Source organism: Martinezella sp. CNPSo 3890 (genome assembly GCF_057784455.1).
This window is the reverse complement of the sequence record NZ_JBXSOR010000006.1, coordinates 1-26,070: the sequence shown is the minus strand read 5'-3', so window position 1 is coordinate 26,070 and position 26,070 is coordinate 1. Positions and strand designations below refer to the sequence as shown.

Genomic DNA, 26,070 nt, shown 5'->3' with positions numbered 1-26,070 from the left:
GAGATGCGAGCTGAAGATCACCGCAGCGACAAGACCCGTCCGTTTACCGGCGCCGAATATCTGGAAAGCCTGCGCGATGGCCGCGAAGTCTATATCAATGGCGAGCGCATCGCCGATGTGACTGCGCATCCCGCCATGCGCAACTCCGTCCGCTCGCTCGCCCGCATGTACGACGCGCTGCATGACGAAAAGACCAAGGAACGCCTGACATCGCCGACAGATACGGGATCAGGCGGCTATACCCACAAATACTTCCGGGTGGCGAAATCTTCCGCCGAACTTGTGGCACAGCAGGGCGCCATCGCCGATTGGGCGCGCATGTCCTATGGCTGGATGGGCCGCACCGCCGATTACAAGGCAGCCCTCATGAACACACTCGGCGCCAATGCCGACTGGTACGGCCCATTCAAGGACAATGCACTTTCCTGGCACAAGCGGGCGCAGGAGTCCGTGCTCTTCATGAACCATGCGATCGTCAATCCGCCAATCGACCGCCACAAGCCCGCCGATGCCGTCAAGGATGTCTTCGTCCACATTACCAAGGAGACCGATGCTGGTATCTATGTCTCCGGCGCCAAGGTAGTGGCGACATCCTCAGCGCTGACCCACTATAATTTCCTCGCCCAGAGTTCGGCGACGGTCACGGAAGACCCATCGCTTTCAGTCATGTTTATCGTTCCGATGAATGCGCCTGGGATCAAGATGTTCTGCCGCGTCTCCTATGAGCAGACCGCCAATACCGTAGGACATCCCTTCGACTACCCGCTGTCGTCACGCTTCGACGAGAACGACGCGATCCTGGTGCTCGATAATGTCTTCGTGCCCTGGGAGGATGTGCTCGTGCTGCGCGACGCGGCAAAGGTCCTCTCCTTCCACCCGGCTTCGGGCTTCATGCATGGCTATTGCTTCCAGGGCTGCACGCGTTTCGCCGTGAAGCTCGATTTCATCGCCGGATTGCTGGCCAAGGCGCTGCGCGCGACCGGCGGCGATGCCTTCCGCGGCAATCAGGCGGCACTCGGCGAAGTCATTGCGCTTCGCCACATGTTCTGGTCCTTCTCCAATGCCATGGCCTACAATCCGCAGCCTTGGGCGAATGGCGCGGTGCTGCCAAACATGGAAGCGGCCCTCTCCTACCGCACCTTCATGTCGGAGGCCTATCCGCGTGTCATCGAAACGGTCCGCAAAGTCATCGCTTCGGGCCTGATCTATCTGCCCTCTTCGGCCAAGGATTTCGGTAATCCGGAGATCGACCGCTACCTCGCGCAATATGTGCGCGGTTCCAATGACATGGGCCATATCGAGCGCATCAAGATCATGAAGCTGCTGTGGGACGCGACCGGCACCGAGTTCGGCGGACGCCACGCGCTTTACGAGCTCAACTATGCCGGCGCGCCGGAGGAAGTCCGCCTGCAGGTGCTGAAGGGTGCCGAGCGCGGCGGTCGGTTGAAGGAAATGGAAGCGCTCGTCGATCAGTGCATGAGCGATTACGACGAGAATGGCTGGACCGGAGATACGTGGCTGCCGCCTTTGGGTGGCACCTCCCCCGTCCGCAACGCCGCCGAATGAGGATGCTGCCATGGAGGAGCAACTCTCGAAAACCGAATTTCGCAACGCCATGGCCAGGGTTTGCGCACCGGTGAATGTCATCACCACCAACGGCCCCGCCGGCCGCGGCGGCTTTACCGCCACCGCCATGTGCAGCGTCACCGACGAACCGCCGACGCTGCTGGTCTGCATGAATAGCCGCTCGGCGCAAACTAGCCTCTTCCTCGATAATCGCCGCTTCTGCGTCAATGTTCTGACGCAGGAGCACAAGGAACTGGCCGGCTATTTCGCCGGCCAACGCGCCGACATGGAAGAGCGCTATGCCGCCGCGGAATGGATCAACTTCCGCTCTGGCAGCCAGGCGCTCTCCGATGCCATCGTCTCCTTCGATTGCCGGCTGACAGAAGCGCGCTTGGTCGGCACGCACCATATCTTTATCGGCGAGGTGATGGATATCCGCAGCCGCAAGGATGGGCATGCGCTGCTCTATTTCGACCGCAACTATGTGCATGTGCCGACCCAGACCGGGAGCTTCGGCGGCTAGGTGCAGCAGGAACAACTATCGATCGTGGGAGCAAAAAAGGGGGCCGGCGTTAAGGCGGCACCCCTTTTACGTAATAAAACAATCTGTCAGAGCTGAATCCAGGCCGTCTTCAGATCGACATACTTGTCGAGCGCATGCAGCGATTTGTCGTGGCCATTGCCGGATTGTTTGACGCCACCAAGTGGTACGCTGTTATCGGCACCGCCATAGGTATTGACATGCACCACGCCGGCGCGGATGCCCCGGACCATTCGATGAGCCTGCGACAGGTTCGATGTCCAGACGGCCGAGGCAAGGCCATATTCCGTGGCATTGGCGATCCGCAGGGCCTCTGCTTCACCTTCAAAGGGAATGATCGACAGGATCGGCCCGAAGACCTCTTCCCGCGCCAGGGTCATCGACGGCTTCACGTCGAATACGGTCGGCCGCATGTAATAACCGCCCGTCTCCTCGAGAATACGCGAACCACCAGTGCGCAACGATGCACCCTCCGACAGCGCCTGCGAGACGTAGCCAAGATCCTTCTTCAGCTGGACCTCGCTGGAAATCGCCCCTGCTTCCGTCGTCAGCTGCAGCGGATCGCCCACTTTCATGCTGTCGGCGATCCCCGCGACCTTCTGAGAGAAGGCTTCATGAATCGACTTCTCCACAAGCAGCCGCGAGCCGGCGACACAGACCTGGCCGGAATTGCGGAAGATACCATAGGCGGAAACCCTGGCCGCCTGATCGAGATCGGGCGCATCGGCGAAGACGATGTTCGGGGACTTGCCGCCAAGCTCCAGATAGATGCGCTTCAGGTTCGAGCGCGCCGAATATTCCAGGAGCCGCCGCCCGATGGGACCGGAACCGGTGAAGGCGAGCACATCGATATCCATGTGTAGCCCCAGCGCCTCGCCGCAGACCGCACCTCGGCCGGTCACGACGTTGAGTACGCCTTCGGGCAATCCCGCTTCGGCGCAAATTTCGGCGAGTCTGAGCAGCGTCAGCGATGCGCCCTCGGCGGGCTTCAGCACGACGGAATTGCCTGCGGCAAGTGCAGGCGCGATCTTCCAGGCGCCGATCATCATTGGGAAATTCCACGGCACAATGGCGGCAACGACGCCGATGGGCTCGCGGTGGACGAGGCCGAGAATATTCTCCGCTGTTGGCGCGATCTCCCCATAAACCTTGTCGATCGCCTCGGCATAGTAGCGGAACGTGCCGGCGGCGCTGCCAGGCTCGGCCTTCAGCGCCATCGAAATTTCCGTGCCGTTGTCGCGGACACCCAGCACGGCCAGTTCGAGCGCGTTCTTCTCGATCAGTTCGGCAATTTTCAGCAGCACCTTCTTACGTTGGGCCGGTGCCGCCTTCGACCAACTGCCTTTTTCGAAAGCCTGCCGCGCGGCCTTGACCGCGAGATCGACATCCTCCGTGCCGGCATCGGCAATCGTGGTCAACTTTGTTCCGTCGATCGGCGAAATGACGTCCATGGCGGCTCCGCTGATCGGCTGCCGCCAGGCACCTGCGATGAACAACGCCTGCGGCGAAACGGGTAATGCCCGGAGCTGATCGATCTTGTCCTGCATCTCATTCTCTCACAAAGAGGGTGGCGGGTTTTCCCGCCACCGCGATTGGAACTCAAGCCTCCTGGCCGGCGCCAAGGCGGGCATAGCCTGCTGCATCCGACGACTTCAGGCGAGCAGCCGCGATGAAGCCAATGATCCCTGCGATCAGCACGAGCGCCGGCAACAACACGGCCAGCACGCCATTGGCGCCAGCAATCGCGCCGAAATTCGCCGAGATATAATAGACGAGCGCCAAAAGGATCAGACCCGTCAAGATGGGCAGCACCTTGATCGCAAGCACATTGCGCTCAAGCCCCGGATTGCGGCTGAAGAACACCACGATCGAGAAGGCTGTAAACGCCATCAGCAGGATGATCGCCAGCGTCGCGACATTGGTGAGCCAGGAGAAGAGCGCCAGCACCGGATCCTGACCCGTCACAGCAAAGAGCGCGACGACGAGCACGGCAATACCGGTCTGGATGATCGAGCCGACATGCGGGCTCTGGAAGACTGGATGCGTGACGCCGACCGATTTCGGCAGCAAGCCTTCGCGGCCAGCAACATACATGTAGCGGGCAACGCCGTTGTGAAAGGCGAGAATGCCGGCAAACAGGCTGGTGATGAAGAGCACGCTCATGACAATGGTGATCCAGTGCCCGACATAGCGTTCAGCGAGGCCGAAGAGAAAGGTCGTGGGATCGGCAAGACCCTGCAGGGTCGGAACGAGCTTGTCGACGCCGGCGCCGGTCACCATCAGCCAGGACGTCAGCATATAGAAGAGGCCGATGATGAGAACGGAAATATAGGTCGCGCGCGGCACGGTCTTTTCCGGTTCGCGAGCTTCTTCGCTGTAGATAGTGGTCGCTTCAAAGCCGATGAAAGCGGCAAAGCAGAACAGCAAACCGATTGCCGGCGTTCCGCTCCAGAAGGCAGTCGGTGTGAACGACGCGGCCGTCAAACCGGCATCGCCACCCTTGATGAAGATCGCAGCATCGATGACGAGCACGACGAGATATTCGAGAATAACGAGCACCGTCAGCACTTTCGCCGACAGATCCACACGGCGGTAGCCAAAGACGGCAACGAACGCGATGCCGATGAAGCTCCAGACCCACCAGGGAAGATCGAGGCCGAGCTGCTCGGCAAAGAAACCTTTGGTCGCCGCACCGAAAAGCCCGAGAACGCCGACCTGCATGGCATTATAGGCGAGGATCGCGATCAGTGCCGCGGCACCGCCCATCAAGCCGCCAAGGCCCTGGGCCGTATAGGCATAGAAGGCACCGGCATTGCGAATGTGACGCGCCATGGCGACATAGCCGACCGCAAACAGCAGCAGAATACCCGTCACCAGCAGGAAGGTCAGCGGAATGCCCGGCCCGTTGCCGAGCATCATCGAAAGCGGCACGCCGCCGGCCACCGCCGTCAGCGGTGCTGCGGCCGACACCACGAGGAAGGTCACGGCACCGACGCCGAGACTGTTCTTGCGCAGCTGGTTGTCAGCCGTGCCTTGCGAGTTTTGCGTGTTCATCTGCGTTCGTTCCCCTTGTTTAAGAACATCCGATCATCGCCGCGATTGCACGCGTGCGACCTCCACCAAAAACCGGACTGACGATCGGGGCCTATGTTTTGTTGATCTTACCGCCGTCAGCGCTTATGGTTCACTATTTGAACCACAGCTTCAAATATAGACTTGCAAACATTGCCGGCCTCTGTCAAGTTATTTCGCATGTTAAGTATCTTGGGTCGCTGCTATCGTGCCGCGGCGCAGGGTCAGCAGGCTGATTTGACGGGAAGCCCCGGCTGGACGCCTAGAATCAGACCCTGACCAACCCAAGAGGAGGAATAATGAGCACGATCGGAAAGGCGCTGGCATTGCTGGATACCCTGTCACGGCTGGACAAGGAGGCGGGTCTGACCGACATCGCCCGCCTCTGCGCGCTGGACAAGGCGACGGCGCGACGCTTTCTGGTGGAACTGGAAAAACATGGCTTTGTGGAACAGGATCCAGATAGCCGCCGCTACCGCATCGGCTCGGCACCGGTTCGCCTCGCCCGTATCCGGGAAGCGCGCTTTCCCTTCCTGCGGGTCGCAATCCCCTTCATCAGGACGCTTGCCGAATCGTCGACCGAGACCGTGCATCTGTCCGAATTTTCGGGCGGGCAGCTTTCTACCATTCATGTTGAAGACTCACCGCGCGCCCACCGCATCATCGTCGATGTCGGAAGCCTCCTTCCCTTTCATGCGACGGCATCAGGCCTCGCCTTTCTGGCCTTCTGCCCAAGGATAGAAATCGACGAAGCGCTTAAAAAGCCGCTGGAAAAGTTTACGGATCACACCGTCACCGATCCCCAATTGCTGCATAAGATGCTCGATGAAACCGCAGCACGGGGCTTTTCCGTTATTGACCAAGGCCTGGAGGCCGGTGTCATCAGCACGGCGGCACCGGTGCGCACGCCGAGCGGCCGCCCGATCGGTTGCGTGGCAATCGCCGCCCCGCTCTCTCGCACCACGAAGGCTGCCATCCAGGAATTCGGCGCGCAGGCCGTCGCCACGGCCAACGCGATCTCAGAAAAATACTACGGGTCGGAAAGACCCACGGGAACCATTGCGAAACTCAGGAGGACGGATTGATGAGCCCGGAAGCTCCCTCACCGCGGATACTCGTCATCGGAACCGGTGACACCAAATGCGACGAACTGCAATTCATGGCGTCCGTCATCAAGCAGGCCGGTGGCCAGCCGGTCATGATGGATGTGAGCATTCTCGGCGACCCACCTTACAGCCCCGATTATTCCAAACATGACATTGCGAAGGCTGCCGCAACGACAATCGAAGCCATTACCGAAAGCGGCGACGAAAACAGCGCCATGGCGGCTATGGCGAAGGGTGCGTCGGCCCTGACCCTCCGCCTCTATGACGATGGACTAATCGACGGCATTATCGTGCTCGGCGGCTCTATGGGCACGGATCTGGCGCTCGATGTCGCTGCCGTCCTGCCGCTCGGCGTGCCGAAATTCGTGGTTTCGACCATTGCCTACTCCCACCTCATACCGCCCGAACGCATCGCGCCCGATCTTATGATGATCCTGTGGGCTGGCGGTCTCTATGGTCTCAACAGCATCTGCCAGTCGGTTCTTTCCCAGGCCTGCGGCGCAGTGCTCGGCGCTGCAAAGCACGGCACCAAGCCCGATCGCGAACGTCCCCTCGTCGGCATGACCTCCCTTGGCTCCTCCTGCCTGAAATATATGAAATATCTGCGGCCCGAGCTGGAAAAGCGCGGCTACGACGTCGCCGTATTCCATTCGACTGGCATGGGCGGACGGGCCTATGAAGCGATCGCCTCGAAGGGTGGCTTTGCCGCCGTCTTCGACTTCTGCATCCAGGAAGTCAGCAATCATCATTATAGCAGCGTCGTCACCTCTGGGCCCGACCGTCTCGAAAACGCCGGTCGCGCCGGCATTCCGCAGATCGTCGCACCCGGCGCGATCGACATGGTCGATCTTCAGGCATGGCAAGCCCTGCCAGAGATCTTTGTGGATCGCCCGTATCACGCCCATAACCGGCTGATCGGGTCGGTAACGACATCGCCGGAAGGGCGGCGTGCGGTAGCCCGTGTGATCGGAGAAAAACTGCGGCGCGCCGAAGCGAATGTCGCCTTCCTCCTGCCGACTGAAGGCTTGCAGGAATGGGACAAGCCGGATGAACCCTTGCATGATCCAGAGGGCCTCGACGCCTTCCTCGACGAAATGCGCCGAGCCGTTCCGCCCAGCGTTACGCTGCAGGAGGTCGATGCGCATATCAACGCGCCGGCCTTCTCGACCGCTGCCCTTGCCATCTTCGATCGATGGGTTGCCGAAGGCGTCATTCCGGAGGGGCGGCCATGAGCCAAGACCGCGCGCTTATCCTCGACTTTGGCGGCGTCGTTACCCGCACCCTGTTCGAAACCCATGACATCACCGAGCGCACGCTCGGCCTTCCCAAGGGATCGCTAACCTGGCTCGGCCCGTTCGACACGACGACGGACCCGCTTTGGGTCGAAATGCAGAACCGCGAGATCACCGAACGCGACTATTGGCTGAAGCGCACGAAGGAAGTTGGCAAGCTGGTCGGCGAAAACTGGACGGACATGCAGACCTTCGTGCGCCGGGCGCGCGGCGCCGAGCCGGAGCTGGTCCTGCGGCCAGAAGCCCGCGACGCCATCCTGCGCACCAAGGAGGCCGGCCTCAAGCTGGCAATCCTGTCGAACGAACTCGACCTTTTCTATGGCGTCGAATTCCGTCAGCGCTTTCCGCTGATCGAGCTTTTCGACGTCATCGTCGATGCCACCTACACGAAGATCCTGAAACCCGATCCCCGCGCCTACGAGCTCGTCCTTGCCGAGCTCAACCTCCCGCGCGAGGCCTGCGTCTTCGTCGACGACCAGAAGAAGAACATCGAGGGCGCCGAAGCCGTGAGCTTGCCTCACGTGCATTTCGACGTGACCCGCCCTGCCGAAAGCTATGCCCGCGCACTTGCGATGCTGGGGCTCTGAACCAAGAGGAATTTGACATGCGTGAGACCAATTTCATCATCGAAAACAACGCCCGTCACCTGTGGCATCCGATGGCTCATCCCGCTGAGATGCAGGCCAATCCGCCGCGCATCATCAACTCAGGCGAAGGCGTCGAAATCGTCGATATCCAGGGCAAGAAAGTGCTCGACGCAGTGGGCGGCCTCTGGAACGTCAATCTCGGCTATTCCTGCGAGCCGGTGAAGAAGGCGATCCGCGACCAGCTCGACGAACTGCCTTATTATTCGACCTTCCGCGGCACGACGAACTCACCCCTGATCGAGCTGTCCTACGAGCTTGCGGAATGGTTCAAGCCGGACGGCCTCAGCCGTTCCTTCTTTACCTCAGGCGGCTCGGATTCGGTCGAGACCTGCCTGCGGCTGGCGCGCCAGTACCACAAGGTCAATGGTCAGCCCGAGCGCACCAAGTTCGTCGCGCTGAAGAAGGGCTATCATGGCACGCATTTTGGCGGCGCCTCGGTCAACGGCAACCAGAACTTCCGCCGCAACTACGAGCCGCTGCTTCCAGGCGTCTTCCACCTGCCGGCACCCTTCACCTACCGCAATCCCTTCAACACCACCGATGGTGCGGAGATTGCGGCTGCAATCGGCAGGCTCTTCGAGGATGAAATTGCCTTCCAGGGCGCCGACACCATTGCGGCTCTGATTGTCGAACCGGTGCTCGGCGCCGGTGGCGTCATCGTTCCGCATGAGACCTTCCTGCCGCTGATGCGCGAGATCTGCGATCGGCACGGCATCCTGCTGATCGCCGACGAAGTGATCACCGCCTTCGGCCGCACCGGCGCCTGGACCGGATCGCGTCTCTGGGGCGTGCAGCCGGACATGATGTCGACGGCCAAAGCGATCACCAACGGCTACTTCCCCTTCGGTGCGGTGATGATCTCCGACAAGGTGGCGCAGGTCTTCGAAAGCAACAAGGGCGCTGTCGGCAGCATCGGCCATGGTTACACCTATTCCGGTCATCCGGTCGGTGCCGCCGCAGCCCTTGCGACCTTGAAGGAAACCAAGCGGCTCAACGTCGCCGCCAATGCCGCCGCCCGCGGCGAAGAGCTACTCGCCGGCCTCAAGGCGTTGCAGAACAAGCATGAATTGATCGGCGATGTGCGCGGCAAGGGTTTGATGTGCGCCCTCGAACTCGTCAGCGACCGCGCAAAGAAGAGCGGTGCTGCCAAGGATGTCGTGCAAAAGGTACAGGACGCGACCTATGACGCCGGCGTCTTGGTCCGCACCTCGGGCACCAATGTCATCATGTCGCCGCCGCTCATCGTGACGGCGGAGAATGTCCAGACCATCCTGACCGCGCTCGACGCAGGTCTCAACGCGGCAAGGGGCTGATCATGTCCGACACTGCAGCCCTTATCGCGCGTCGGGAACGGCTTCTCGGCCGGAACATGTCGCTCTTTTATGACGACCCCGTGCATCTGGTGCGCGGCGAAGGCGTCTGGCTCTGGGACGCCGATGGCCGCAAGTATCTAGATTGCTACAACAATGTGCCGCATGTCGGCCATTGCCACCCGCGCGTGGTGGAAGCAATCGCGCGGCAGGCCTCGACGCTGAACACGCATACGCGCTACCTGCACGAAGGCATACTTGATTATGTCGAGCGGCTGACGGCAACCTTCGACAAGAGCCTCAACGCGGCGATCCTGACCTGCACGGGCAGCGAAGCCAACGACGTGGCGTTGCGCATGGCGCAAGCCATGACCGGCAAAACCGGCGTCATCGCCACCAACCATACATATCATGGCAACACGACCGCGGTGTCGCAGCTATCGACCCGCATGCCGCCGGTCGGCGGCTTCGGCGGCCATGTGCGCCACGTGCCGGCGCCGGACAGCTATCGCCCGCTCGGCGGCGAAGGCGGAGAGGCCTTTGCTATGACCTTTGCGGCCGAAGTGGAGAAAGCGATTACCTCGCTTCAGGAGAGCCCGCACGGCTTTTCGGCCATCATCATCGATCCGTTCTTCGCCAATGAAGGCTTTCCCGATCTACCGCCGGGTTTTCTCGACAAAACGGTTGCCGCCGTGCGCAAGGCCGGCGGCCTCGTGATTACCGACGAGGTACAGCCCGGTTTCGGCCGAACCGGCACGCATATGTGGGGTCACCAGCACGCTGGCATCGTTCCCGATATCGTCACGCTCGGCAAGCCGATGGCCAACGGCCATCCGGTCGGCGGCGTTGTGGCCAATGTCGATACGATCAACACCTTTCGCAAAGCGTTCCGCTATTTCAACACCTTCGGCGGCAATCCGGTTTCCTGCGCGGCGGCCATGGCTGTGCTCGATGTCATCGAGGACGAAAACCTTATCGAGAATGCCCGCAATGTCGGCGAATATACGCGCGACGCGTTCAAGCGGCTGGCCGAGAAGCACTCGATCATCGGCGACGTGCGCGGCAGTGGCCTCTTCATGGGCACTGAGTTTGTGCTGGACAGGCAGACGAAGGAGCCGGCTACCGCTGAGGCAACCCGGATCATCAACGCCATGCGCGAACGCGGCGTGCTGATGGGCAAGATCGGCATTCACCAATGTGCCACGAAGATCCGACCGCCCATGCCGTTTACCCGGAGCAATGCCGACTACATGTTGTCGATCTTCGACGATGTCCTATCCGGCCTGTGAGGCAATATGGCTGATCAATTGCCTCAGGACATCCGCGATGCCCTGCAGAGACGTGCGCTGGAGGCCCTCAACCATTGGCCTGTGCAGGCCCATGAACCTCTCCTGATGAAATATCGAGAGAATGCCGTCTTCCGCATCACGCTGGAGGATGGTCAGTTCGCCGCACTGCGGCTCCATCGGCCGGGCTACCATGACGAGACGAGCCTGCGCTCGGAACTGCACTTCATGGCGGCGCTCAAGCTCGGCGGCCTTGATGTGCCGAGTCCCGTTCCGACAAGCAGAAAGCAGAGCCTCGTCCGACTGCCAGCCAACAGGCATTTTGCCGAACAGCATGCCGACGTGGTGAGCTGGATCGACGGCGTGCCGCTTGGCCAAAGTGGCGTGCCGCTGTCGCATTCGGCAGAGATGCAGGCCGACATCTTCTTTCGCGTCGGACAGAGCATGGCGACCATGCACGAGCTTGCCGATGCTTGGGAGCCTCCGGAGCGTTTTCGCCGCCCGGCATGGAACGTCGAGGGTCTGGTCGGCGAAAAGCCGTTATGGGGTCGCTTCTGGGATTGCCGGGGCATTTCGTCCGAGAGCACCACTGCGCTCTCGGCATTGCGCAATGAACTACGCCGTGCCTTTGCGAAAGCTGAAAGCCAAAGCCTCGACTACGGGCTGATCCATGCCGATCTGGTGCGGGAAAACATCTTTCTGACGGGAGCCGACGGCGATGTCGCCTTCATCGATTTCGACGATGCGGGACATGGTTTCCGCCTGTTCGATCTTGCCACGACCCTACTCAAGAACCGCAGAGAGCCCGCCTATCCTGCAATCGAGCAAGCACTGATAGCAGGTTATCGCAGCCGGCGATCCCTCTCCGACGCGGCGCTGGCGGCCCTGCCCCTATTCATGGTGCTGAGGAGCCTTACATATATTGGATGGCTCGCGGAACGCCCGGAAATTCCGGGCAATGTCGAACGTCTGTCGCGTTACGTCAATGAAAGCCTGAAGATGGCAAGAGAGCTCGACTTTGCCGCTTGACATCTGCGAGATATTTATTAACGTGTTAAGTAATTACGGTCTCGGGAGGACTCAATGCCACATCTCGCCATCGAATATTCGGCCAATCTGGAGGGTCGCGCCGATATCGGTGCGCTCTGCGAGCGGCTGCTGGAAACGGTCCTGGAGACCGGGCTTTTCGAGGTCGGGGCTGTGCGGGTGCGCGCCTTTCGCGCCGATCACTATGCCATCGCCGACAAGCTGCCGGAAAACGCCTTCATCGACTTGAACTTCCGCATCGGCAAGGGCCGCACGGAGGACGAAAAGAAACGCACCGGCGAGGCAATCTTCGCCGCAGCGATCGACGTTCTCGGTCCACTTTTCGAGACACCGCATTTCGCCCTTTCGCTCGAGATCCGCGAGATCGATGCGGAGCTCAGCTGGAAGAAGAACGCCATTCATCCGCGGCTGCGCGGCAAGTGACATTCCCTTCGTGGGACGACATAACACCAAAGGAATAGACGATGTCCAAACTGCAGGAAAACATCGCAAAGGCGGAAGGCTTTCTCGCCCGTTTCAAGGATCGCGGCGTTCTCAACCGCATCAATGGAGAGGATGTTCCAGCCGATGACGGTTCGACCTTCGAGACCATCTCGCCCGTCGATCTGAAACCTCTCGCCACCGTTGCCCGCGGCAAGGCCACCGATATCGATCGCGCTGCAAGGGCCGCAAAGGCTGCCTTCGCAGAGTGGGCCGCGATGCCTGGTGAAGCCCGCAAGAAGCTCCTGCATAAGATCGCCGATGCGATCGTCGCGCGCGCCGAAGAAATCGCCTTCGTCGAGTGCATGGATACCGGACAATCGCTGAAATTCATGGCCAAGGCCGCTCTGCGTGGTGCGGAAAACTTCCGCTTCTTCGCCGATCGCGCCCCGGAAGCCCGCGACGGCAAGACGTTGCGTGCGGAAGGTCAGGTGAACCTGACGACGCGCGTGCCGATCGGCCCGGTCGGCATTATCACGCCCTGGAACACGCCCTTCATGCTGTCGACCTGGAAGATCGCGCCGGCGCTTGCCGCCGGATGCACCATCGTCCACAAGCCGGCCGAATTCTCGCCACTCACTGCGCGCCTTCTAGTGGAGATCGCCGAGGAGGCCGGCCTGCCGAAGGGTGTATGGAATCTCGTCAACGGTCTCGGCGAGGATGCCGGTCGCGCATTGACCGAACACCCGCTGATCAAGGCGATCGGCTTCGTCGGCGAAAGCCGCACCGGCTCGATGATCATGAAGCAGGGCGCCGACACGCTGAAGCGTGTGCATTTCGAGCTCGGCGGCAAGAACCCTGTCATCGTCTTTGCCGATGCCGATCTGGAACGCGCAGCCGACGCTGCCGTCTTCATGATCTATTCTTTGAATGGCGAGCGCTGCACGTCGTCCTCGCGCCTGCTGGTGGAGGAAAGCGTCTACGACAAGTTCACCGCGATCGTCGCTGAGAAGGCCAAGCGCATCAAGGTCGGCCATCCCCTCGATCCGGAAACGGTCGTTGGCCCGCTCGTCCATCCCGTGCATGAAAAGAAGGTGCTGGAATATATTCAGATCGGCCGTTCGGAAGGTGCGACACTCGCCGCCGGCGGTGAGAAAGTCAACGGCCCTGGCGGCGGTTGCTATGTCTCGCCCACGCTCTTCACTGGCGCCAACAACCAGATGCGCATCGCTCAGGAAGAAATCTTCGGGCCGGTTCTGACCGCCATCCCCTTCAAGGACGAAGCCGATGCGCTGGCGCTGGCCAATGACGTCCAGTACGGCCTGACCGGTTATCTCTGGACCTCGGACGTCACCCGCGCCTTCCGTTTCACCGATCACCTCGAAGCCGGCATGATCTGGGTGAACTCGGAAAATGTGCGTCACCTGCCGACGCCCTTCGGCGGGGTCAAAAGCTCCGGCATCGGCCGCGACGGCGGCGACTGGTCCTTCGATTTCTACATGGAAACCAAGAACATCGCCTTTGCCACCAAGCCGCACGCCATCCAGAAACTCGGCGGCTGAGCCGCTAATATCTATAAGTACGCATAAGAGGAGGAACAAATGCCCCTGCCGAAACCCAATCTCTATCCGCCTTTCAACATCGTGCGTCTCAGCCATGTCGAATTCGGCGTCACCGATCTTGCCAAATCCCGCGCCTTCTATGTCGACACGCTCGGTCTGCAGGTGACGGACGAGACCACGGATACAATCTATCTCCGGGCGATGGAGGAACGCGGCCATCACTGCCTCGTGCTGAAGAAATCAGACAAGGCCGAAGCCCGCGATCTCGGCTTCAAGGTCTTCAGCGACGAGGATCTCGACAAGGCGGCGCACTTCTTCAAGGGCAAGAATCTGCCGGTCGAATGGATCGAGCGCCCCTATCAGGCGCGCACCTTCCGTACCCGCGACCCGCATGGCATACCCCTCGAATTCTATTCTAGGATGGACCGTCTGCCGCCGATCCACCAGAAATACGCCCTCTACAAGGGCGTGAAGCCGCTGCGCATCGACCATTTCAACTGCTTCTCTACCAATGTCGATGAAAGCGTCGCCTTCTATAACGAGCTCGGCTTCCGCGTGACCGAATATACCGAGGATGCGGAAACAGGCCGCCTCTGGGCCGCCTGGACGCATCGCAAGGGCGGCGTCCACGACATCGCCTTCACCAACGGCCGCGGTCCACGCCTGCACCACACCGCCTTCTGGGTGCCGACGCCGCTCAACATCATCGACCTGCTAGACCTGATGGCGACGACCGGCTGGGTCGCCAATATCGAGCGCGGTCCGGGCCGCCACGGCATCTCCAACGCCTTCTTCCTCTATATTCTCGATCCCGATGGCCACCGCATCGAAATCTATTGCTCGGACTATCAGACGGTCGATCCCGATCTGGAACCGATCAAGTGGGACCTCAAGGATCCGCAGCGCCAGACATTGTGGGGCGCACCCGCTCCCAAATCCTGGTTCGAACATGGTAGCCTGTTTGCCGGTGCGGAAGTCGCCGAGCCCGATCTGAAGGCACAGCCGATTATCGCGCCTTAAGCGTTACCCTTGAGAGCGGGTGAAAGACGCCCGCTCCTCATCAACGTTCGAAAGCGCGAGGAGTCCGTCATGAATTTGAAAGACGCAACATTGTTCCGGCAAGCCGCATTGGTCGGCGGCGAGTGGATCGAGGCCGATCCCTCCAACGCGATCAAGGTCGACAACCCCGCAACGGGCGAGATCATCGGCCTCGTTCCCAATCTGGGCGCGGCCGAGACCAAAAAGGCGATTGCCGCAGCCGAAGCCGCGCAGAAGGAATGGGCCGCCCGCACCGCCAAGGAACGCTCGGGTATCCTCAGGCGCTGGTTCGAGCTAATGATGGAAAACCAGGACGATCTCGGACGTATCCTGACGGCCGAACAGGGCAAGCCCCTGCCTGAAGCCAAAGGCGAAATTGCCTATGGCGCCAGCTTCATCGAATGGTTTGCCGAGGAAGCCCGCCGCGTCTATGGCGACATCATTCCCGGCCACCAGAAGGACAAGCGCATTCTGGTCATGAAGCAGCCGATCGGCGTGGTCGCGGCGATCACGCCCTGGAACTTCCCGAATGCGATGATCACCCGCAAGGCCGGCCCGGCCTTTGCCGCCGGCTGCGCCATGGTGCTGAAGCCTGCCTCGCAGACGCCGTTCTCGGCCATTGCAATCGCCATTCTTGCCGAGCGCGCCGGCCTGCCCAAGGGCCTCTTCAGCGTCCTGACCGGCTCGGCCCGCGCCATCGGCGGCGAGATGACCGCAAGCCCGGTCGTGCGTAAGCTCACCTTCACGGGCTCGACGGAAGTCGGCGCAGAACTCTACAAGCAGAGCGCGCCGACCATCAAAAAACTCGGGCTGGAGCTCGGCGGCAACGCGCCTTTCATCGTCTTTGACGATGCCGATCTCGATGCCGCCGTCGAAGGCGCGCTGATCGCCAAATTCCGCAACAATGGGCAGACTTGCGTCTGCGCCAATCGTCTCTACGTGCAGGACGGCGTTTATGATGCCTTTGCCGAAAAACTCTCGAAGGCGGTCGGCTCGCTGAAGACTGGTAATGGCTTCGATGAAGGCATCAATCTCGGCCCGCTGATCGACGAGGCGGCCCTTGCCAAAGTCGAAGAGCATGTCGCCGATGCCCTTTCCAAGGGCGGCCGCGTCGTTGCAGGCGGCCATCGCCACCAGCTCGGTGGACGCTTTTATGAGGCGACGGTACTTGCCGACGTCACGCCTGCCATGGCCGTAGCCAGGGAGGAAACCTTCGGTCCCGTGGCTCCCCTCTTCCGCTTCAAGGATGAGGCCGATGTCATTGCACAGGCCAACGACACCGAGTTCGGCCTTGCCTCCTATTTCTATGCCAAGGATCTCGCTCGCGTCTTCCGCGTCGCCGAAGCCCTGGAGTATGGCATGGTTGGCGTCAATACCGGCTTGATCTCGACAGCCGAAGCGCCGTTCGGCGGCGTCAAGCTTTCCGGCCTCGGCCGTGAGGGTTCACGCTACGGCATCGAGGAATTCACCGAAATCAAATATGTCTGCCTCGGCGGCGTCGTCTGAGGTCAGGAGAAGGCCGTGAAAGCATGACTCATCCCAGATTCCTGTCTTTTTCGAGAAACGGCCGTCATGGCTACGGGCTCGCGGTCGACGGCGGTGTCGTCGACCTCTCGGCTCGCCATGGCGCGACGTGGCCGACGCTGCGCGAAGTGATCCAAGCCGGTCGCCTCGTTCAACTCGCCGAGGAAGCCAAGACGTTAAAGCCGGATTTCGCGCTCGACGACATCCGCTTCGAAATTCCCATTCCGTCACCGGAAAAGATCATTTGCGTCGGGGTCAATTTCCCCGATCGCAATGAGGAGTACAAGGATGGGCAGGCAGCTCCCCCCAATCCCTCGCTTTTCATCCGCTTTCCGCGGTCTTTCACCGGGCACGATCAACCCCTGATCCGTCCACCGGAAAGCCCGCAGCTCGATTATGAAGGCGAGGTCGTCATCGTCATCGGCAAAGGCGGTCGCCGCATTGCCGAGGCCGATGCCTTCTCGCATATTGCCGCTCTTTCGCTTTGCAATGAGGGCACGATCCGCGACTGGGTGCGGCATGCGAAGTTCAATGTCACCCAGGGCAAGAACTTCGACAATACCGGCTCGATCGGCCCGTGGCTGATCCCCTTCACGGATGCGGCCCAGATTGAAGACATAGCGCTCACGACCCGCGTCAATGGCGAAGTGCGCCAGAGCGACCGCACCAGCCGAATGATCTTCTCCTTCCGCAAGATCATCAACTACATCTCCACTTTCACTACGCTCGTCCCCGGCGACGTCATCGTCACGGGCACGCCGACGGGCGCCGGCGCCCGCTTCGATCCGCCGATCTGGCTAAAGCCGGGTGATGTCGTCGAGGTCGAAGCCGATGGCCTTGGCATCCTGAAAAATACCATTGCCGACGAGGTGCGCTGATGCTGTCTCATGACGAAATCCAGGCTGCGGCCGAAAGCCTCGATCAGGCGGAGCGGACGCGCGTCCAGACCGGGCTCCTCTCGCTCAAGCATCCCCAGATGACGATGGACGATTCCTATGCCGTTCAGGGCGCCTGGGTCAAAAAGAAGATTGCGAGCGGCCGCAAGCCGATCGGCTGGAAGATCGGGCTGACGTCGAAGGCAATGCAATATGCCCTGAACATCAACATCCCGGATTCCGGCGTACTCTTCGACGACATGGTGTTCGAAGATGGCGCCACCGTGCCGGCCGACCGCTTTATCCAGCCGCGCATCGAGGCCGAGATCGCCTTTGTCATGAAGGCGCCGCTCAAAGGCCCGAACGTTTCGATCTTCGATGTGCTGAATGCCACCGACTATGTGACGCCGGCTCTTGAGATCCTCGACACGCGCATCCTTCGCGTCGATCCCGATACGAAAAGGGCGCGCACAATCGTCGACACCATCTCCGACAATGCCGCCAATGCCGGCATCGTCACAGGCGGCCGCGCCGTGCGGCCTGATGAGATCGACATGCGCTGGATGGGTGCGATCGTCAGCCGCAATGCCGAAGTGGAAGAAACAGGGCTTGGCGCCGGCGTGCTCAACCAGCCCGCACGTGGCATCGCCTGGCTTGCCAATCGACTGTCGCAATATGGCGATGGCATCGAAGCCGGCCAGATCGTGCTTGCCGGCTCATTCATCCGCCCGATCGAGGCGCGGCATGGCGATACGATCAATGCCGATTTCGGTCCCTACGGATCGGTTAGCCTGTTTTTTGCATGAAGGAGGGAGCCATGCCTGCGCCGAAAAACCTCTTCAAACAGGCCCTGAAGGAAGGGCGGGCGCAGATTGGCCTCTGGCAGGCGCTCGCCAATGCCTACACGGTCGAAATCTGCGCCGGCGCCGGCTACGACTGGCTGCTGCTGGATGCAGAGCATGCCCCGAACGATGTGCCGCTTCTCGTCTCGCAACTCCAGGCGATGAAGGGCACGGCGAGCCATGCTGTGATCCGTCCGCCGGTCGGCGAGACCTGGATCATCAAGCAGATGCTCGATATCGGCGCACAGACCCTGCTGATCCCGATGGTCGACAGCAAGGAAATGGCCGAGGCCATGGTCAAGGCTGTTAGATACCCGCCGCATGGCGTGCGCGGCGTCGGCGCAGCCCTTGCCCGCGCCTCCGCCTTCAACCGCATTCCCGATTACCTTGCGACGGCCAATGACGAGATCTGCCTGCTGCTGCAAGTGGAAAGTCGCGCCGGGCTTGCGGCGCTCGACGACATCGCCTCGACGGAAGGCGTCGATGGCGTCTTCATTGGACCGTCCGATCTCGCGGCCGACATGGGCTATCTCGGCAAGCCGGGTGCCCCTGAAGTTCAGGCAGAAGTCGAAAAAGCGCTCACAAAAATCCAGTCGCATGGCAAGGCCGCCGGCATCCTGATCGGCGATCTCTCGCTGGCCAAACGCTATCTCGAACTTGGTGCCACTTTCGTCGCGATCGGCAACGACGTCACCCTGCTTGCCAATGCCACAATCAAGCTCCTTGACGATTTCAAGAAGGCGGATGCCGCCAAGCCGCCTCAAGACGTCAAGGTCTATTGAGCGCCGACGCCACCCTCCCTGCGTCGCGTGACTTTGCGCCTCATCACGCAAATTTCGGCATGGAGAAAGCCTTTTGCACGCTCAGTCAAAACGGACTGCACAGCTGGACGCGACGCCTCCGCGAGCATCGGTCATGATGAACCCGAAAGCCAAGAGGAGGAAACATGCGTTTCAAGAACAAGAATGCCCTGATCACCGGCGGCGGCACGGGCATTGGCGCGGCCGTCGCCCGCCGTATTAGGCAGGAAGGCGGCAATGTCGCACTCGTGGGGCGCCGTCCCGAGCCGCTGAGAAGTGTTGCCGATGAAATCGGCGCGACCATCGTCGCGGCTGATGCCGCCGACGGCGCCGCGATGAAGGCTGCCGTCGAGAAGGTCGTCGCAACCCACGGCGGCCTCGATATCCTGATTGCCAATGCCGGCGGCCATGGCGTCGGGCCGACGGTCAGCATGTCGGACGAGACCTGGGATCTCGCCGTTCGTCTCAACCTCAACACCGCCTTCGTCAGCGCCCGCGAATCCCTGCCGCATCTCATCAGGAACCAAGGCAACATCGTCGTCCTCGCCTCGATTGCCGGACTCTTTGCCGGGCCGGATGCGGCGGGCTACGTCACCATGAAACATGGTTGCATCGGCCTCGCGAAATCGCTGGCGCGCGACTACGGCCGCAAGGGCGTGCGCACCAATACCGTCTGCCCCGGCTGGGTCACGACCGCCATGGCCGATGAGCAGATGGAATTCATCGTCGAGAAATACAAGCTGAACGGCATCGAGGAGGCCTACGCGCTCGTCACCAAGGACGTGCCGCTCGGTCGGCCGGCAACCGCAGAGGATGTCGCCAATGCCGTATGCTTCCTGGCTTCCGGCGAGGCATCGATGATCAACGGCGCGGTGCTTACCGTCGACGGCGGCGCCGGTACCGTCGACCTGCCGACGCTGGCTTTTGTAGAATAACGGGGAGGAAATAGAGATGAACCAGAATCCCAAGGACTGGAAAACCTACGACGAATTCGCCTATGGCATCGACACGAACCGTCTGCCCGCCACGGAGGCCCTGACCGGCTCGACGCACAAGATCGCGTTCGACGATGGCCGTAGGTTGGAACTCTCCTTCGCCAAGGGTGAGGTGAAATGGTCGGATGGCAAGGACAGCGGGAACGACTTGTCCGAGGTGATCGAAGTCGCGCCGAAGACTTATTTCGTCGAGATCATCTTTGCCGGCCGCCCCAGGGAAGCCGAGACGCTGATCCTCAACACCGAGACGCGCCGAGTGCTTTCCATTTACTCGGTCGTTCGCGAGCTCAAGGATTCCGTCGGCGAACCGCAGGTCGCGCAGATCTTCCGGCCAGGTGTTATTGAAGGTGATGCCGCAAGCGGGCCGGTGCCGCACGAGAGCCGCGACCTGATCGGGCTCAGGGCTCATTTCACCTACAGCCCCAATCATGTCTACGAGCACACCTATCTCTCGTCGCAGCGCTATGCCTGGCAATGCCTTGTCGGTGTGCAGCGCGGCCACGGCGATGTTGATCTCACGACGACCTATAAGTTTGATGAAAATCTCTACATCTTCACCTTCCGTGAATTCAAAATCGCGGTCGCATCCACATTCTTCTACAATTTCAAGGATATGCGCTCGACAGGCAAGTTCCTCGGCATCACTGGCGACGGGCGCATCCAGAACAGCCCGGCCGGCGCCTTCATCCGCAAGGCCTCGATGACCTACTACCTGCCCGGCCAGGAACCCGTGTGAGGACGCCATGCGCACAGCATTCGATATCGTAAAAGCGCACTACGACGCCAATGACCGCCGCGACATGGATGGCATGCTTGCCGACATCGCCCCCGATTGCCGCTGGACCGAGATGGATGGCTTCCCCTGCGCCGGCACTTATGTCGGCCCGCAGGAGATCTTCAGAAACGTCTTCCAGGCACTCGGAGAGGCCTTCGAAGGCTACACCTTCAATCTCGAACGCCTGCTCGACGCCGGCGACGAGGTCGTTGGCGTAGGAGACTATAGCGGCACCAACAAGCAGACGGGAAAGACCTTCAAAGCCCGGGTCGTGCATGTCTGGGGCGTGGCGGGCGGCAAGATCCGACGTTTCGAACAGTTCACGGACACGCTGAGAGTGGCTGAATCCATGAAATGAGAAACGAGGCGACCCGGCTCCGGCAGGGCCGCTTCATCAACTAAGACATATTGGCCTTGCGCCATTGCGACGGCGACACACCATATCGAAGGCGGAAGGCGCGCGAGAAATGCGCGCTGGAGGAAAAGCCGAGCGCGAATGCGATCTCGGATATTTCTCCCGCGTAGCCGCCGGCATCTCGCAGCTTTTCCGCAGCCTTTTGGACGCGCAAATCCCAGATGTAATCGGAAGGCGTCAGGCACTCCACTTGGAATGCGCGATAGATGTAACGCACCGAACAGCCCATGCGGCGCGCGATCATGGTTATCGTCAAGTCCGGCCGTTCGAGATTGAGATCGATGAAATCCCTGATCCGCTGCAGCAGTGTGTGAAGGGGGTTTGCGACCGGTATTGCCTGTTGCAGGTCGGCGCCAATCATGGTGCGCACGAGCTCGAGCATGGTCTGGCCGACACTTGCGCGCCTGGCCTTGTCAAGATGATCGATCTCATGAATGGTCGAATCCATCAGCGACAAAAGGATCCGGCACATGCCATCCTTATCAGCATGCGCCGTGAAAGGTTGCGACAACCGTTCTAGGGCCGTCGCGGGGAGGCTATGGCGCGGCAATTGCAGCAACAATTGGCGGACCGGCGTACTGTTCGTCAGCATATAGGGGCGGCTGGGATCGTAGACGACAAGCGCATTCCGCGAGACGGGCGCATGCAATCCGCCCTGCGTCAGCGAAGCGCAGCCCTCAGTCTGCACGATCAGTTTGATCGCGTCGGGATCACTCGGCGCTGCCGTCACATGATCGCCGAAGACGACATGCCGATCCGCCTCCAGCCGCGTCAGCCGGCAAGTACCCAGCATGGCAGAGGTCATGCGGCTCTTTTCCTCATCCGCCGTGCTGAAATCGAGCCGGACATTACCGAAGAGATTACGCGCCAGCCCTGCGAACGATCGACCGCTGGCGCTATCGACATGCCGGTGAAGTGCTGCGGTCATGATTGCTGTCCTCAGGAGGTGAGATAACCGCCATCGACCGGCAGGCAGGCGCCGGTGATATAGCGCGCGGCATCAGATGATAGAAAGACGATCGCATCGGCGACTTCTTCGGAAGCGCCCCAGCGGCCGGCGGGAATACGCCGCAGGATCGGCGTCGATGATCGTTCGTCGGCAAACAGCGCGCGGCTCAATGGCGTGACGATCCAGCCGGGTGCCACCGCATTCACGCGGATATCCGCCTGGGCGTATTCCTGGGCGAGCGATTTCGTCAGCTGCACGATCGCGCCCTTGCTTGCCGCATAGGCCGGACGATCGGCGGCACCGAAGGTCGAATACATCGAGGCTATATTGACGATCGCCGACCCCGCCCGCATGCGCGGACGGGCCAGCCGGCAGCAATCCATGATCGACGTGAGATTGATCGCCATCACCTCGTCGAATGCGGTCTTCTGCCATTCGCTCCGATCGCGGCTGACACCAGTGCAATTGACGAGAATATCGATTGTCTCGACCGAGGAGAAGAAGGCTTCCAGCGCGCCAGGCTTCAGTACATCGAGTTCGCGATACTCGATTTGCCGACTTGTTGGCGTGATCGAGGCACCAAGCCCGAAACTCACCACACGGGCGCCGAGATCGGCGAAGCGCTGCGCGGTCGCAGCCCCTATGCCCGATGTGCCGCCAGCAATGACGACGGTTCGTTCGGCGAAAAGATCGGCAGAGAATGTCATGAAGGCTCCTTCGCGTCAGCTTGCCAGATAGGCGCCGTGCAGAATGTCCGGCTGGGCCTTGAGCGTCGCCGCAGCGCCGGAAAAGACCAGGCGTCCGCGTTCCAGCACGAGAGCCTGATCGGCAAGATCGAGCGCGAGATTGGCGAACTGCTCGATCAGCAAAACGCCGATGCCGCGCGCGGCGGCGATTTTCAGCGCCTCGGCCAACCGCTTGACGACGGTCGGTGCAAGGCCGAGCGACAGCTCGTCAACGATCATGAAGCGGGGCTTGGCGACGAAGGCCTGCGCCATCGCCACCATCTGCTTCTGGCCGCCGGAAAGATCCGATGCCGATTGACGCCGCCGTTCCGATAGTTCGGGAAAGATCTCATAGGCATGAGCCAGTCCCTCTCGTCGGGCAGCCGCCGATGTCTCCAGCGCTGCCACGAGAATATTATCCTCGACGGAAAGCTGCCCGAGCACGCGATGCCCCTCCGGCACGAGCGCAAGACCAGCGCGGCGAATGCGGTCAGGCGAGAACCCTTCGAGCGCCGCGCCGGCGAGGCATACGGAACCGCCACGCGGCAGGACGCCCGCCATGGCCATAACCGTGCTCGACTTTCCGGCACCGTTGGCCCCAAGCAGTGTCGTGATCTTCCCAGCCGTGACGGAAAACGAAATGTCATGGATTACGCGCTTGCCGCCGCGCTCGACGACGAGATTTTCGACGCTGATTTCCGACGTGGCGTCCATATCAGAACTCCCCTAGATAGGCGCGCCGCACATTGGGATCGGCAAGCACGGTCTGTGTCGGGCCAAGCGCCAGAAGCTTGCCGTAGTCGAGCACCATCGTTTCGCTGCACATGGAGCGGATGAGATCGACATCATGGTCGATAATCAGCACTTGTGCTCTGAATTCCGCCGGGATGCGCAGCACCAGCTCGCGAAAAGCCTTGCCCTCTTCTTCCGTCAGACCGGCGGCCGGTTCATCAAGCAGGATAAGCTTCGGCTCGCCGACAACGCATTTTGCCAGCTCGACGAGACGGCGCTGGAAAAGATTGAGGGATTGGCCGGGCCTCTCGGCGACATCGGTCAGCCCGACAAAGGCAAGGGCCTGCTCGACCGCACGGGCATGGTGGCCGGTGCCAACGACATGATCGGCGATCGCGGCAATATTGCCGGCAGCGGTCAGATCCTCCACCACCTGCTCTGTCTGGAACGAGCGTCGCAGGCCGGCGCGCACGCGCTGCAAGGGCGTCATCGCCAGCAGCGGCCGCTCGCCGAGCGAGACCGATCCCTGGATCGGCCTTACGAAACCGGAGAGCACATTGAGCAACGTGGTTTTGCCTGCGCCGTTCGGGCCGATGAGACCGGCGACGGGCGCTGTCAGCGCCGCGCTCAGCTCATTAATCGGTCGGACACCACCGAACTGGACGATGAGATTGTCGATCTTGATCATCGTGCCCTCCCCCTGGAAAGAACGGCATTCAACCGGACAATAAGAGCCGATATCTGGCCGGCAATGCCCGTCGGCGCGGTCGCCAGCGCATGGAACAGGGCGACGCCGAAGATCCCGATCGTGACATAGCCATCAATGCCAAGATCCGTGAGCAGGGCCGGCACGGCACGCAGCAACAAACCGGCGATGACGGCGCCGTACCAGTTGAAGACGCCACCGACGATGGCAAGTGCGAAGAGATTGAGGCTCTCGAAGGCGCCGAAGGCACGCCCGTCGAGCTGACCGACATTGCCTGCGAGCAATCCACCCGCAAGACCGGCAAGAAAGCCGCTCAACGCGAAGGCCCAGGCCTTGTAAATGAGCACATTGACGCCGCTTGCAATCGCAACCGTCTCGCCTTTGCGTATCAGCGCCCATGCGCGGCCAGGTCGGGCAAGTTTGTGCCATTGCGCGATCAGCAGGCCGATCGCTGCCACGACACAGACATAGAGGAAATAGGAGACCTCACCATCGGCGACTATTGGTCTTGCGAGCATTGCACGGCCGGAGCCATCGGCGCGCCCCAGGAAGCCGGGACCGCCATCCGGAAAGCCCCAGGCGCTGATGACGATCTGAAAAGCGCCCGCCAGCATCAGCGTTACCAGCGCAAGATAAAGACCGCGCAGGCGCAAGGCGGGCAAGCCGAATACCAGCCCCACGATCGAAGCGACCATACCGCCCGCAAGCAGGCTCAATTCAAAAGGCGGATGAAAGGCATGGCCGACACGAAGCGTCACCCAGCCGCCAACGCCGACAAGCGCGAACTGGCAAAGGGAGACGAGACCGAGCTGACCATAGAGGATGGCAAGCCCCGCAACGGACAGCGACAGAGCAACCGCGGATGTGGCGGCAGAAAGCCAGAAAGAATTGGCGAGCAAAGCGACGACGAGCGAGAAGATCAGCATCGTCACAGGCACGTGAAGAAGCTGCTTCGGCAGGCGCATCATCGATATGCTTCCGGCTGTTGGGGTGATTGTTTGCTCCTGAACGGTCATCGGTCCTTCAACGCGGCCCTGGCCGTGCCTCCGAGAATGGTGACCGCGACAAGCGCGATGATGAAGGGTGCTGCTGCGCGATAGGGCGATATCCAGGCGACAGGCGTCAGCACGGCCTCGGCAATACCGATCAGAATGCCGGCGACGGCCGTTTGCCACAGCGACTGCAACTGACCGAGGATCGCTGCGGCGATCGCCGGGATCACCAGCAAGGTCAGGAAGGTGCCCTGTAGCCGGACGAGATCGGCAAGCAGCAGGCCGGCAAGACCGGCGAAGATGCCAGTCATGATCCAGGCGGCGGTTTCCGTGTAAAGGATGCGCACGCCAAGCATGGCGCTGAGATCGCGATCATTGGCAAGCGCCCTCATATCGAGACCAAGGCGCGTGCGAGTCAGAAGTAGAGTGATGGCAATGACCATGACGACGGCAAGAATGATAGCGATGATACGCGTAAAGGTCAGGCGCACGGCGAAAAGAGAGATGAACATCTGGTCGGTCGGGAATTGCAGGCGGCGGGGCAGCTCGCCCCAGATCACACCCATGATCGCGATCAGGATCAGCGCCGGCGCCAGGGTCCCGACGGCGCGCACGACGATATCGCGATGCGACAGCATGGGCGCGAGGACCCGACCATAAAGAAAACTGATCGTCGTCGAGACGGCAACGGCGGCGAGGATGGCGACGGGGAGCGGCATCTTCCACTCCAACAGTTGCCAGGCGCAATGCGCACCGATCGCGCCGAAGGCACCGAATGCGAAGTTGAGAACGCCAGTCGCCCGAAACAGGACGACCAGGCCGACGCCGGACAGCGCGTAAACGGCGCCGATCC

The 26,070-nt window shown here is 61.1% G+C and carries 26 protein-coding genes; 18 read left to right on the top strand and 8 right to left on the bottom strand.

What is annotated here, in order from left to right; all coding sequences use genetic code 11:
• The first annotated feature begins 3 nt into the window (after positions 1-3).
• Complete coding sequence (locus AC13RC_RS16340) at positions 4-1,566, top strand: 4-hydroxyphenylacetate 3-hydroxylase N-terminal domain-containing protein (protein ID WP_488557800.1); 1,563 nt, start codon at positions 4-6, stop codon at positions 1,564-1,566.
• A gap of 10 nt (positions 1,567-1,576) precedes the next feature.
• Positions 1,577-2,089, top strand: coding sequence for a flavin reductase (locus AC13RC_RS16335; protein WP_015342805.1), 513 nt, complete (start codon positions 1,577-1,579; stop codon positions 2,087-2,089).
• A gap of 86 nt (positions 2,090-2,175) precedes the next feature.
• Here the strand turns inward: AC13RC_RS16335 and AC13RC_RS16330 are convergent, their stop codons facing one another.
• Complete coding sequence (locus tag AC13RC_RS16330) at positions 2,176-3,654, bottom strand: aldehyde dehydrogenase (protein WP_488557799.1); 1,479 nt, start codon at positions 3,652-3,654, stop codon at positions 2,176-2,178.
• Between the two features lie 52 nt (positions 3,655-3,706).
• A complete protein-coding gene (locus tag AC13RC_RS16325) occupies positions 3,707-5,161 on the bottom strand; it encodes an APC family permease (protein WP_488557798.1) in 1,455 nt (484 codons plus the stop codon).
• A gap of 317 nt (positions 5,162-5,478) precedes the next feature.
• On the opposite strand from AC13RC_RS16325, the gene AC13RC_RS16320 reads away from it, so the two are divergent.
• The 16 genes from AC13RC_RS16320 (at position 5,479) to AC13RC_RS16245 (ending at position 21,056) form a co-directional block, all read left to right on the top strand.
• Positions 5,479-6,264: an IclR family transcriptional regulator gene (locus tag AC13RC_RS16320; protein ID WP_488557797.1), complete on the top strand. Its 786-nt coding sequence runs from the start codon at positions 5,479-5,481 to the stop codon at positions 6,262-6,264.
• Positions 6,264-7,517, top strand: a complete 1,254-nt coding sequence (locus AC13RC_RS16315; RefSeq protein ID WP_488557796.1) for a Tm-1-like ATP-binding domain-containing protein — start codon at positions 6,264-6,266, stop codon at positions 7,515-7,517. The genes AC13RC_RS16320 and AC13RC_RS16315 overlap by 1 nt, the downstream gene beginning before the upstream one ends.
• The gene (locus AC13RC_RS16310; RefSeq protein ID WP_269244798.1) at positions 7,514-8,164 is read left to right on the top strand and encodes an HAD-IA family hydrolase; all 651 of its coding nucleotides are present in this window, start codon (positions 7,514-7,516) and stop codon (positions 8,162-8,164) included. The genes AC13RC_RS16315 and AC13RC_RS16310 overlap by 4 nt, the downstream gene beginning before the upstream one ends.
• A 17-nt stretch (positions 8,165-8,181) precedes the next feature.
• Positions 8,182-9,537 (top strand): aminotransferase class III-fold pyridoxal phosphate-dependent enzyme, encoded by a 1,356-nt coding sequence (locus tag AC13RC_RS16305; RefSeq protein ID WP_488557795.1) that lies wholly within the window; start codon positions 8,182-8,184, stop codon positions 9,535-9,537.
• Between the two features lie 2 nt (positions 9,538-9,539).
• Positions 9,540-10,823: an aspartate aminotransferase family protein gene (locus AC13RC_RS16300; RefSeq protein WP_488557794.1), complete on the top strand. Its 1,284-nt coding sequence runs from the start codon at positions 9,540-9,542 to the stop codon at positions 10,821-10,823.
• Positions 10,824-10,829: 6 nt separating this feature from the next.
• On the top strand, positions 10,830-11,849 hold the full coding sequence (locus tag AC13RC_RS16295) for a homoserine kinase (RefSeq protein ID WP_488557793.1): 1,020 nt from the start codon (positions 10,830-10,832) through the stop codon (positions 11,847-11,849).
• Positions 11,850-11,903: 54 nt separating this feature from the next.
• Entirely contained in the window at positions 11,904-12,290 is a 387-nt protein-coding gene (locus AC13RC_RS16290) for a 5-carboxymethyl-2-hydroxymuconate isomerase (RefSeq protein WP_488557792.1), read from the top strand.
• A gap of 41 nt (positions 12,291-12,331) precedes the next feature.
• Entirely contained in the window at positions 12,332-13,849 is a 1,518-nt protein-coding gene (hpaE, locus tag AC13RC_RS16285; protein WP_488557791.1) for a 5-carboxymethyl-2-hydroxymuconate semialdehyde dehydrogenase, read from the top strand.
• Positions 13,850-13,888: 39 nt separating this feature from the next.
• Positions 13,889-14,869 (top strand): 3,4-dihydroxyphenylacetate 2,3-dioxygenase, encoded by a 981-nt coding sequence (gene hpaD, locus AC13RC_RS16280; RefSeq protein ID WP_488557790.1) that lies wholly within the window; start codon positions 13,889-13,891, stop codon positions 14,867-14,869.
• A 69-nt stretch (positions 14,870-14,938) separates the two neighbouring features.
• Positions 14,939-16,393, top strand: a complete 1,455-nt coding sequence (gene gabD / locus AC13RC_RS16275) for an NADP-dependent succinate-semialdehyde dehydrogenase (RefSeq protein ID WP_113350900.1) — start codon at positions 14,939-14,941, stop codon at positions 16,391-16,393.
• A gap of 23 nt (positions 16,394-16,416) precedes the next feature.
• A complete protein-coding gene (locus tag AC13RC_RS16270) occupies positions 16,417-17,289 on the top strand; it encodes a fumarylacetoacetate hydrolase family protein (RefSeq protein WP_488557789.1) in 873 nt (290 codons plus the stop codon).
• Positions 17,289-18,092 (top strand): 2-oxo-hept-4-ene-1,7-dioate hydratase, encoded by an 804-nt coding sequence (gene hpaH, locus AC13RC_RS16265; protein ID WP_152092981.1) that lies wholly within the window; start codon positions 17,289-17,291, stop codon positions 18,090-18,092. The genes AC13RC_RS16270 and hpaH overlap by 1 nt, the downstream gene beginning before the upstream one ends.
• Before the next feature lie 11 nt (positions 18,093-18,103).
• The gene (gene hpaI, locus AC13RC_RS16260; protein WP_488557788.1) at positions 18,104-18,910 is read left to right on the top strand and encodes a 4-hydroxy-2-oxoheptanedioate aldolase; all 807 of its coding nucleotides are present in this window, start codon (positions 18,104-18,106) and stop codon (positions 18,908-18,910) included.
• Positions 18,911-19,074: 164 nt separating this feature from the next.
• Positions 19,075-19,863, top strand: coding sequence for an SDR family NAD(P)-dependent oxidoreductase (locus AC13RC_RS16255; protein WP_488557787.1), 789 nt, complete (start codon positions 19,075-19,077; stop codon positions 19,861-19,863).
• A 16-nt stretch (positions 19,864-19,879) separates the two neighbouring features.
• Positions 19,880-20,659, top strand: a complete 780-nt coding sequence (locus AC13RC_RS16250; protein WP_488557786.1) for a MoaF C-terminal domain-containing protein — start codon at positions 19,880-19,882, stop codon at positions 20,657-20,659.
• Positions 20,660-20,666: 7 nt separating this feature from the next.
• A complete protein-coding gene (locus AC13RC_RS16245) occupies positions 20,667-21,056 on the top strand; it encodes a nuclear transport factor 2 family protein (RefSeq protein WP_113329290.1) in 390 nt (129 codons plus the stop codon).
• A 40-nt stretch (positions 21,057-21,096) separates the two neighbouring features.
• On the opposite strand, the gene AC13RC_RS16240 is transcribed toward AC13RC_RS16245, so the two are convergent.
• Genes AC13RC_RS16240 through AC13RC_RS16215 form a run of 6 tightly spaced genes read right to left on the bottom strand, consistent with a single transcriptional unit; the run spans position 21,097 to position 26,068 of the window.
• Complete coding sequence (locus tag AC13RC_RS16240) at positions 21,097-22,041, bottom strand: AraC-like ligand-binding domain-containing protein (protein WP_488557785.1); 945 nt, start codon at positions 22,039-22,041, stop codon at positions 21,097-21,099.
• 11 nt (positions 22,042-22,052) lie between these two features.
• A complete protein-coding gene (locus AC13RC_RS16235) occupies positions 22,053-22,769 on the bottom strand; it encodes an SDR family NAD(P)-dependent oxidoreductase (RefSeq protein ID WP_488557784.1) in 717 nt (238 codons plus the stop codon).
• Positions 22,770-22,784: 15 nt separating this feature from the next.
• Positions 22,785-23,501, bottom strand: a complete 717-nt coding sequence (locus tag AC13RC_RS16230) for an ABC transporter ATP-binding protein (RefSeq protein WP_488557783.1) — start codon at positions 23,499-23,501, stop codon at positions 22,785-22,787.
• Position 23,502: 1 nt separating this feature from the next.
• Positions 23,503-24,207, bottom strand: a complete 705-nt coding sequence (locus AC13RC_RS16225) for an ABC transporter ATP-binding protein (protein ID WP_488557782.1) — start codon at positions 24,205-24,207, stop codon at positions 23,503-23,505.
• Complete coding sequence (locus AC13RC_RS16220; RefSeq protein ID WP_488557781.1) at positions 24,204-25,241, bottom strand: branched-chain amino acid ABC transporter permease; 1,038 nt, start codon at positions 25,239-25,241, stop codon at positions 24,204-24,206. Before AC13RC_RS16220 ends, AC13RC_RS16225 begins: the two co-directional genes overlap by 4 nt.
• A complete protein-coding gene (locus tag AC13RC_RS16215) occupies positions 25,238-26,068 on the bottom strand; it encodes a branched-chain amino acid ABC transporter permease (RefSeq protein ID WP_488557780.1) in 831 nt (276 codons plus the stop codon). The genes AC13RC_RS16220 and AC13RC_RS16215 overlap by 4 nt, the downstream gene beginning before the upstream one ends.
• Between the last annotated feature and the right edge of the window lie 2 nt (positions 26,069-26,070).

Coding starts and splice junctions, on each gene's coding strand:
- AC13RC_RS16300 (WP_488557794.1), top strand. CDS start 9,540: ATGTCCGACACTGCAGCCCTTATCGCGCGTCGGGAACGGCTTCTCGGC.
- AC13RC_RS16315 (WP_488557796.1), top strand. CDS start 6,264: ATGAGCCCGGAAGCTCCCTCACCGCGGATACTCGTCATCGGAACCGGT.
- AC13RC_RS16230 (WP_488557783.1), bottom strand. CDS start 23,501: ATGGACGCCACGTCGGAAATCAGCGTCGAAAATCTCGTCGTCGAGCGC.
- hpaE (WP_488557791.1), top strand. CDS start 12,332: ATGTCCAAACTGCAGGAAAACATCGCAAAGGCGGAAGGCTTTCTCGCC.
- AC13RC_RS16255 (WP_488557787.1), top strand. CDS start 19,075: ATGCGTTTCAAGAACAAGAATGCCCTGATCACCGGCGGCGGCACGGGC.
- AC13RC_RS16250 (WP_488557786.1), top strand. CDS start 19,880: ATGAACCAGAATCCCAAGGACTGGAAAACCTACGACGAATTCGCCTAT.
- gabD (WP_113350900.1), top strand. CDS start 14,939: ATGAATTTGAAAGACGCAACATTGTTCCGGCAAGCCGCATTGGTCGGC.
- AC13RC_RS16290 (WP_488557792.1), top strand. CDS start 11,904: ATGCCACATCTCGCCATCGAATATTCGGCCAATCTGGAGGGTCGCGCC.
- hpaD (WP_488557790.1), top strand. CDS start 13,889: ATGCCCCTGCCGAAACCCAATCTCTATCCGCCTTTCAACATCGTGCGT.
- AC13RC_RS16320 (WP_488557797.1), top strand. CDS start 5,479: ATGAGCACGATCGGAAAGGCGCTGGCATTGCTGGATACCCTGTCACGG.
- AC13RC_RS16295 (WP_488557793.1), top strand. CDS start 10,830: ATGGCTGATCAATTGCCTCAGGACATCCGCGATGCCCTGCAGAGACGT.
- hpaI (WP_488557788.1), top strand. CDS start 18,104: ATGCCTGCGCCGAAAAACCTCTTCAAACAGGCCCTGAAGGAAGGGCGG.
- AC13RC_RS16245 (WP_113329290.1), top strand. CDS start 20,667: ATGCGCACAGCATTCGATATCGTAAAAGCGCACTACGACGCCAATGAC.
- AC13RC_RS16335 (WP_015342805.1), top strand. CDS start 1,577: ATGGAGGAGCAACTCTCGAAAACCGAATTTCGCAACGCCATGGCCAGG.
- AC13RC_RS16330 (WP_488557799.1), bottom strand. CDS start 3,654: ATGCAGGACAAGATCGATCAGCTCCGGGCATTACCCGTTTCGCCGCAG.
- AC13RC_RS16305 (WP_488557795.1), top strand. CDS start 8,182: ATGCGTGAGACCAATTTCATCATCGAAAACAACGCCCGTCACCTGTGG.
- AC13RC_RS16220 (WP_488557781.1), bottom strand. CDS start 25,241: ATGACCGTTCAGGAGCAAACAATCACCCCAACAGCCGGAAGCATATCG.
- AC13RC_RS16340 (WP_488557800.1), top strand. CDS start 4: ATGCGAGCTGAAGATCACCGCAGCGACAAGACCCGTCCGTTTACCGGC.
- AC13RC_RS16240 (WP_488557785.1), bottom strand. CDS start 22,041: ATGACCGCAGCACTTCACCGGCATGTCGATAGCGCCAGCGGTCGATCG.
- AC13RC_RS16325 (WP_488557798.1), bottom strand. CDS start 5,161: ATGAACACGCAAAACTCGCAAGGCACGGCTGACAACCAGCTGCGCAAG.
- hpaH (WP_152092981.1), top strand. CDS start 17,289: ATGCTGTCTCATGACGAAATCCAGGCTGCGGCCGAAAGCCTCGATCAG.
- AC13RC_RS16235 (WP_488557784.1), bottom strand. CDS start 22,769: ATGACATTCTCTGCCGATCTTTTCGCCGAACGAACCGTCGTCATTGCT.
- AC13RC_RS16225 (WP_488557782.1), bottom strand. CDS start 24,207: ATGATCAAGATCGACAATCTCATCGTCCAGTTCGGTGGTGTCCGACCG.
- AC13RC_RS16270 (WP_488557789.1), top strand. CDS start 16,417: ATGACTCATCCCAGATTCCTGTCTTTTTCGAGAAACGGCCGTCATGGC.
- AC13RC_RS16310 (WP_269244798.1), top strand. CDS start 7,514: ATGAGCCAAGACCGCGCGCTTATCCTCGACTTTGGCGGCGTCGTTACC.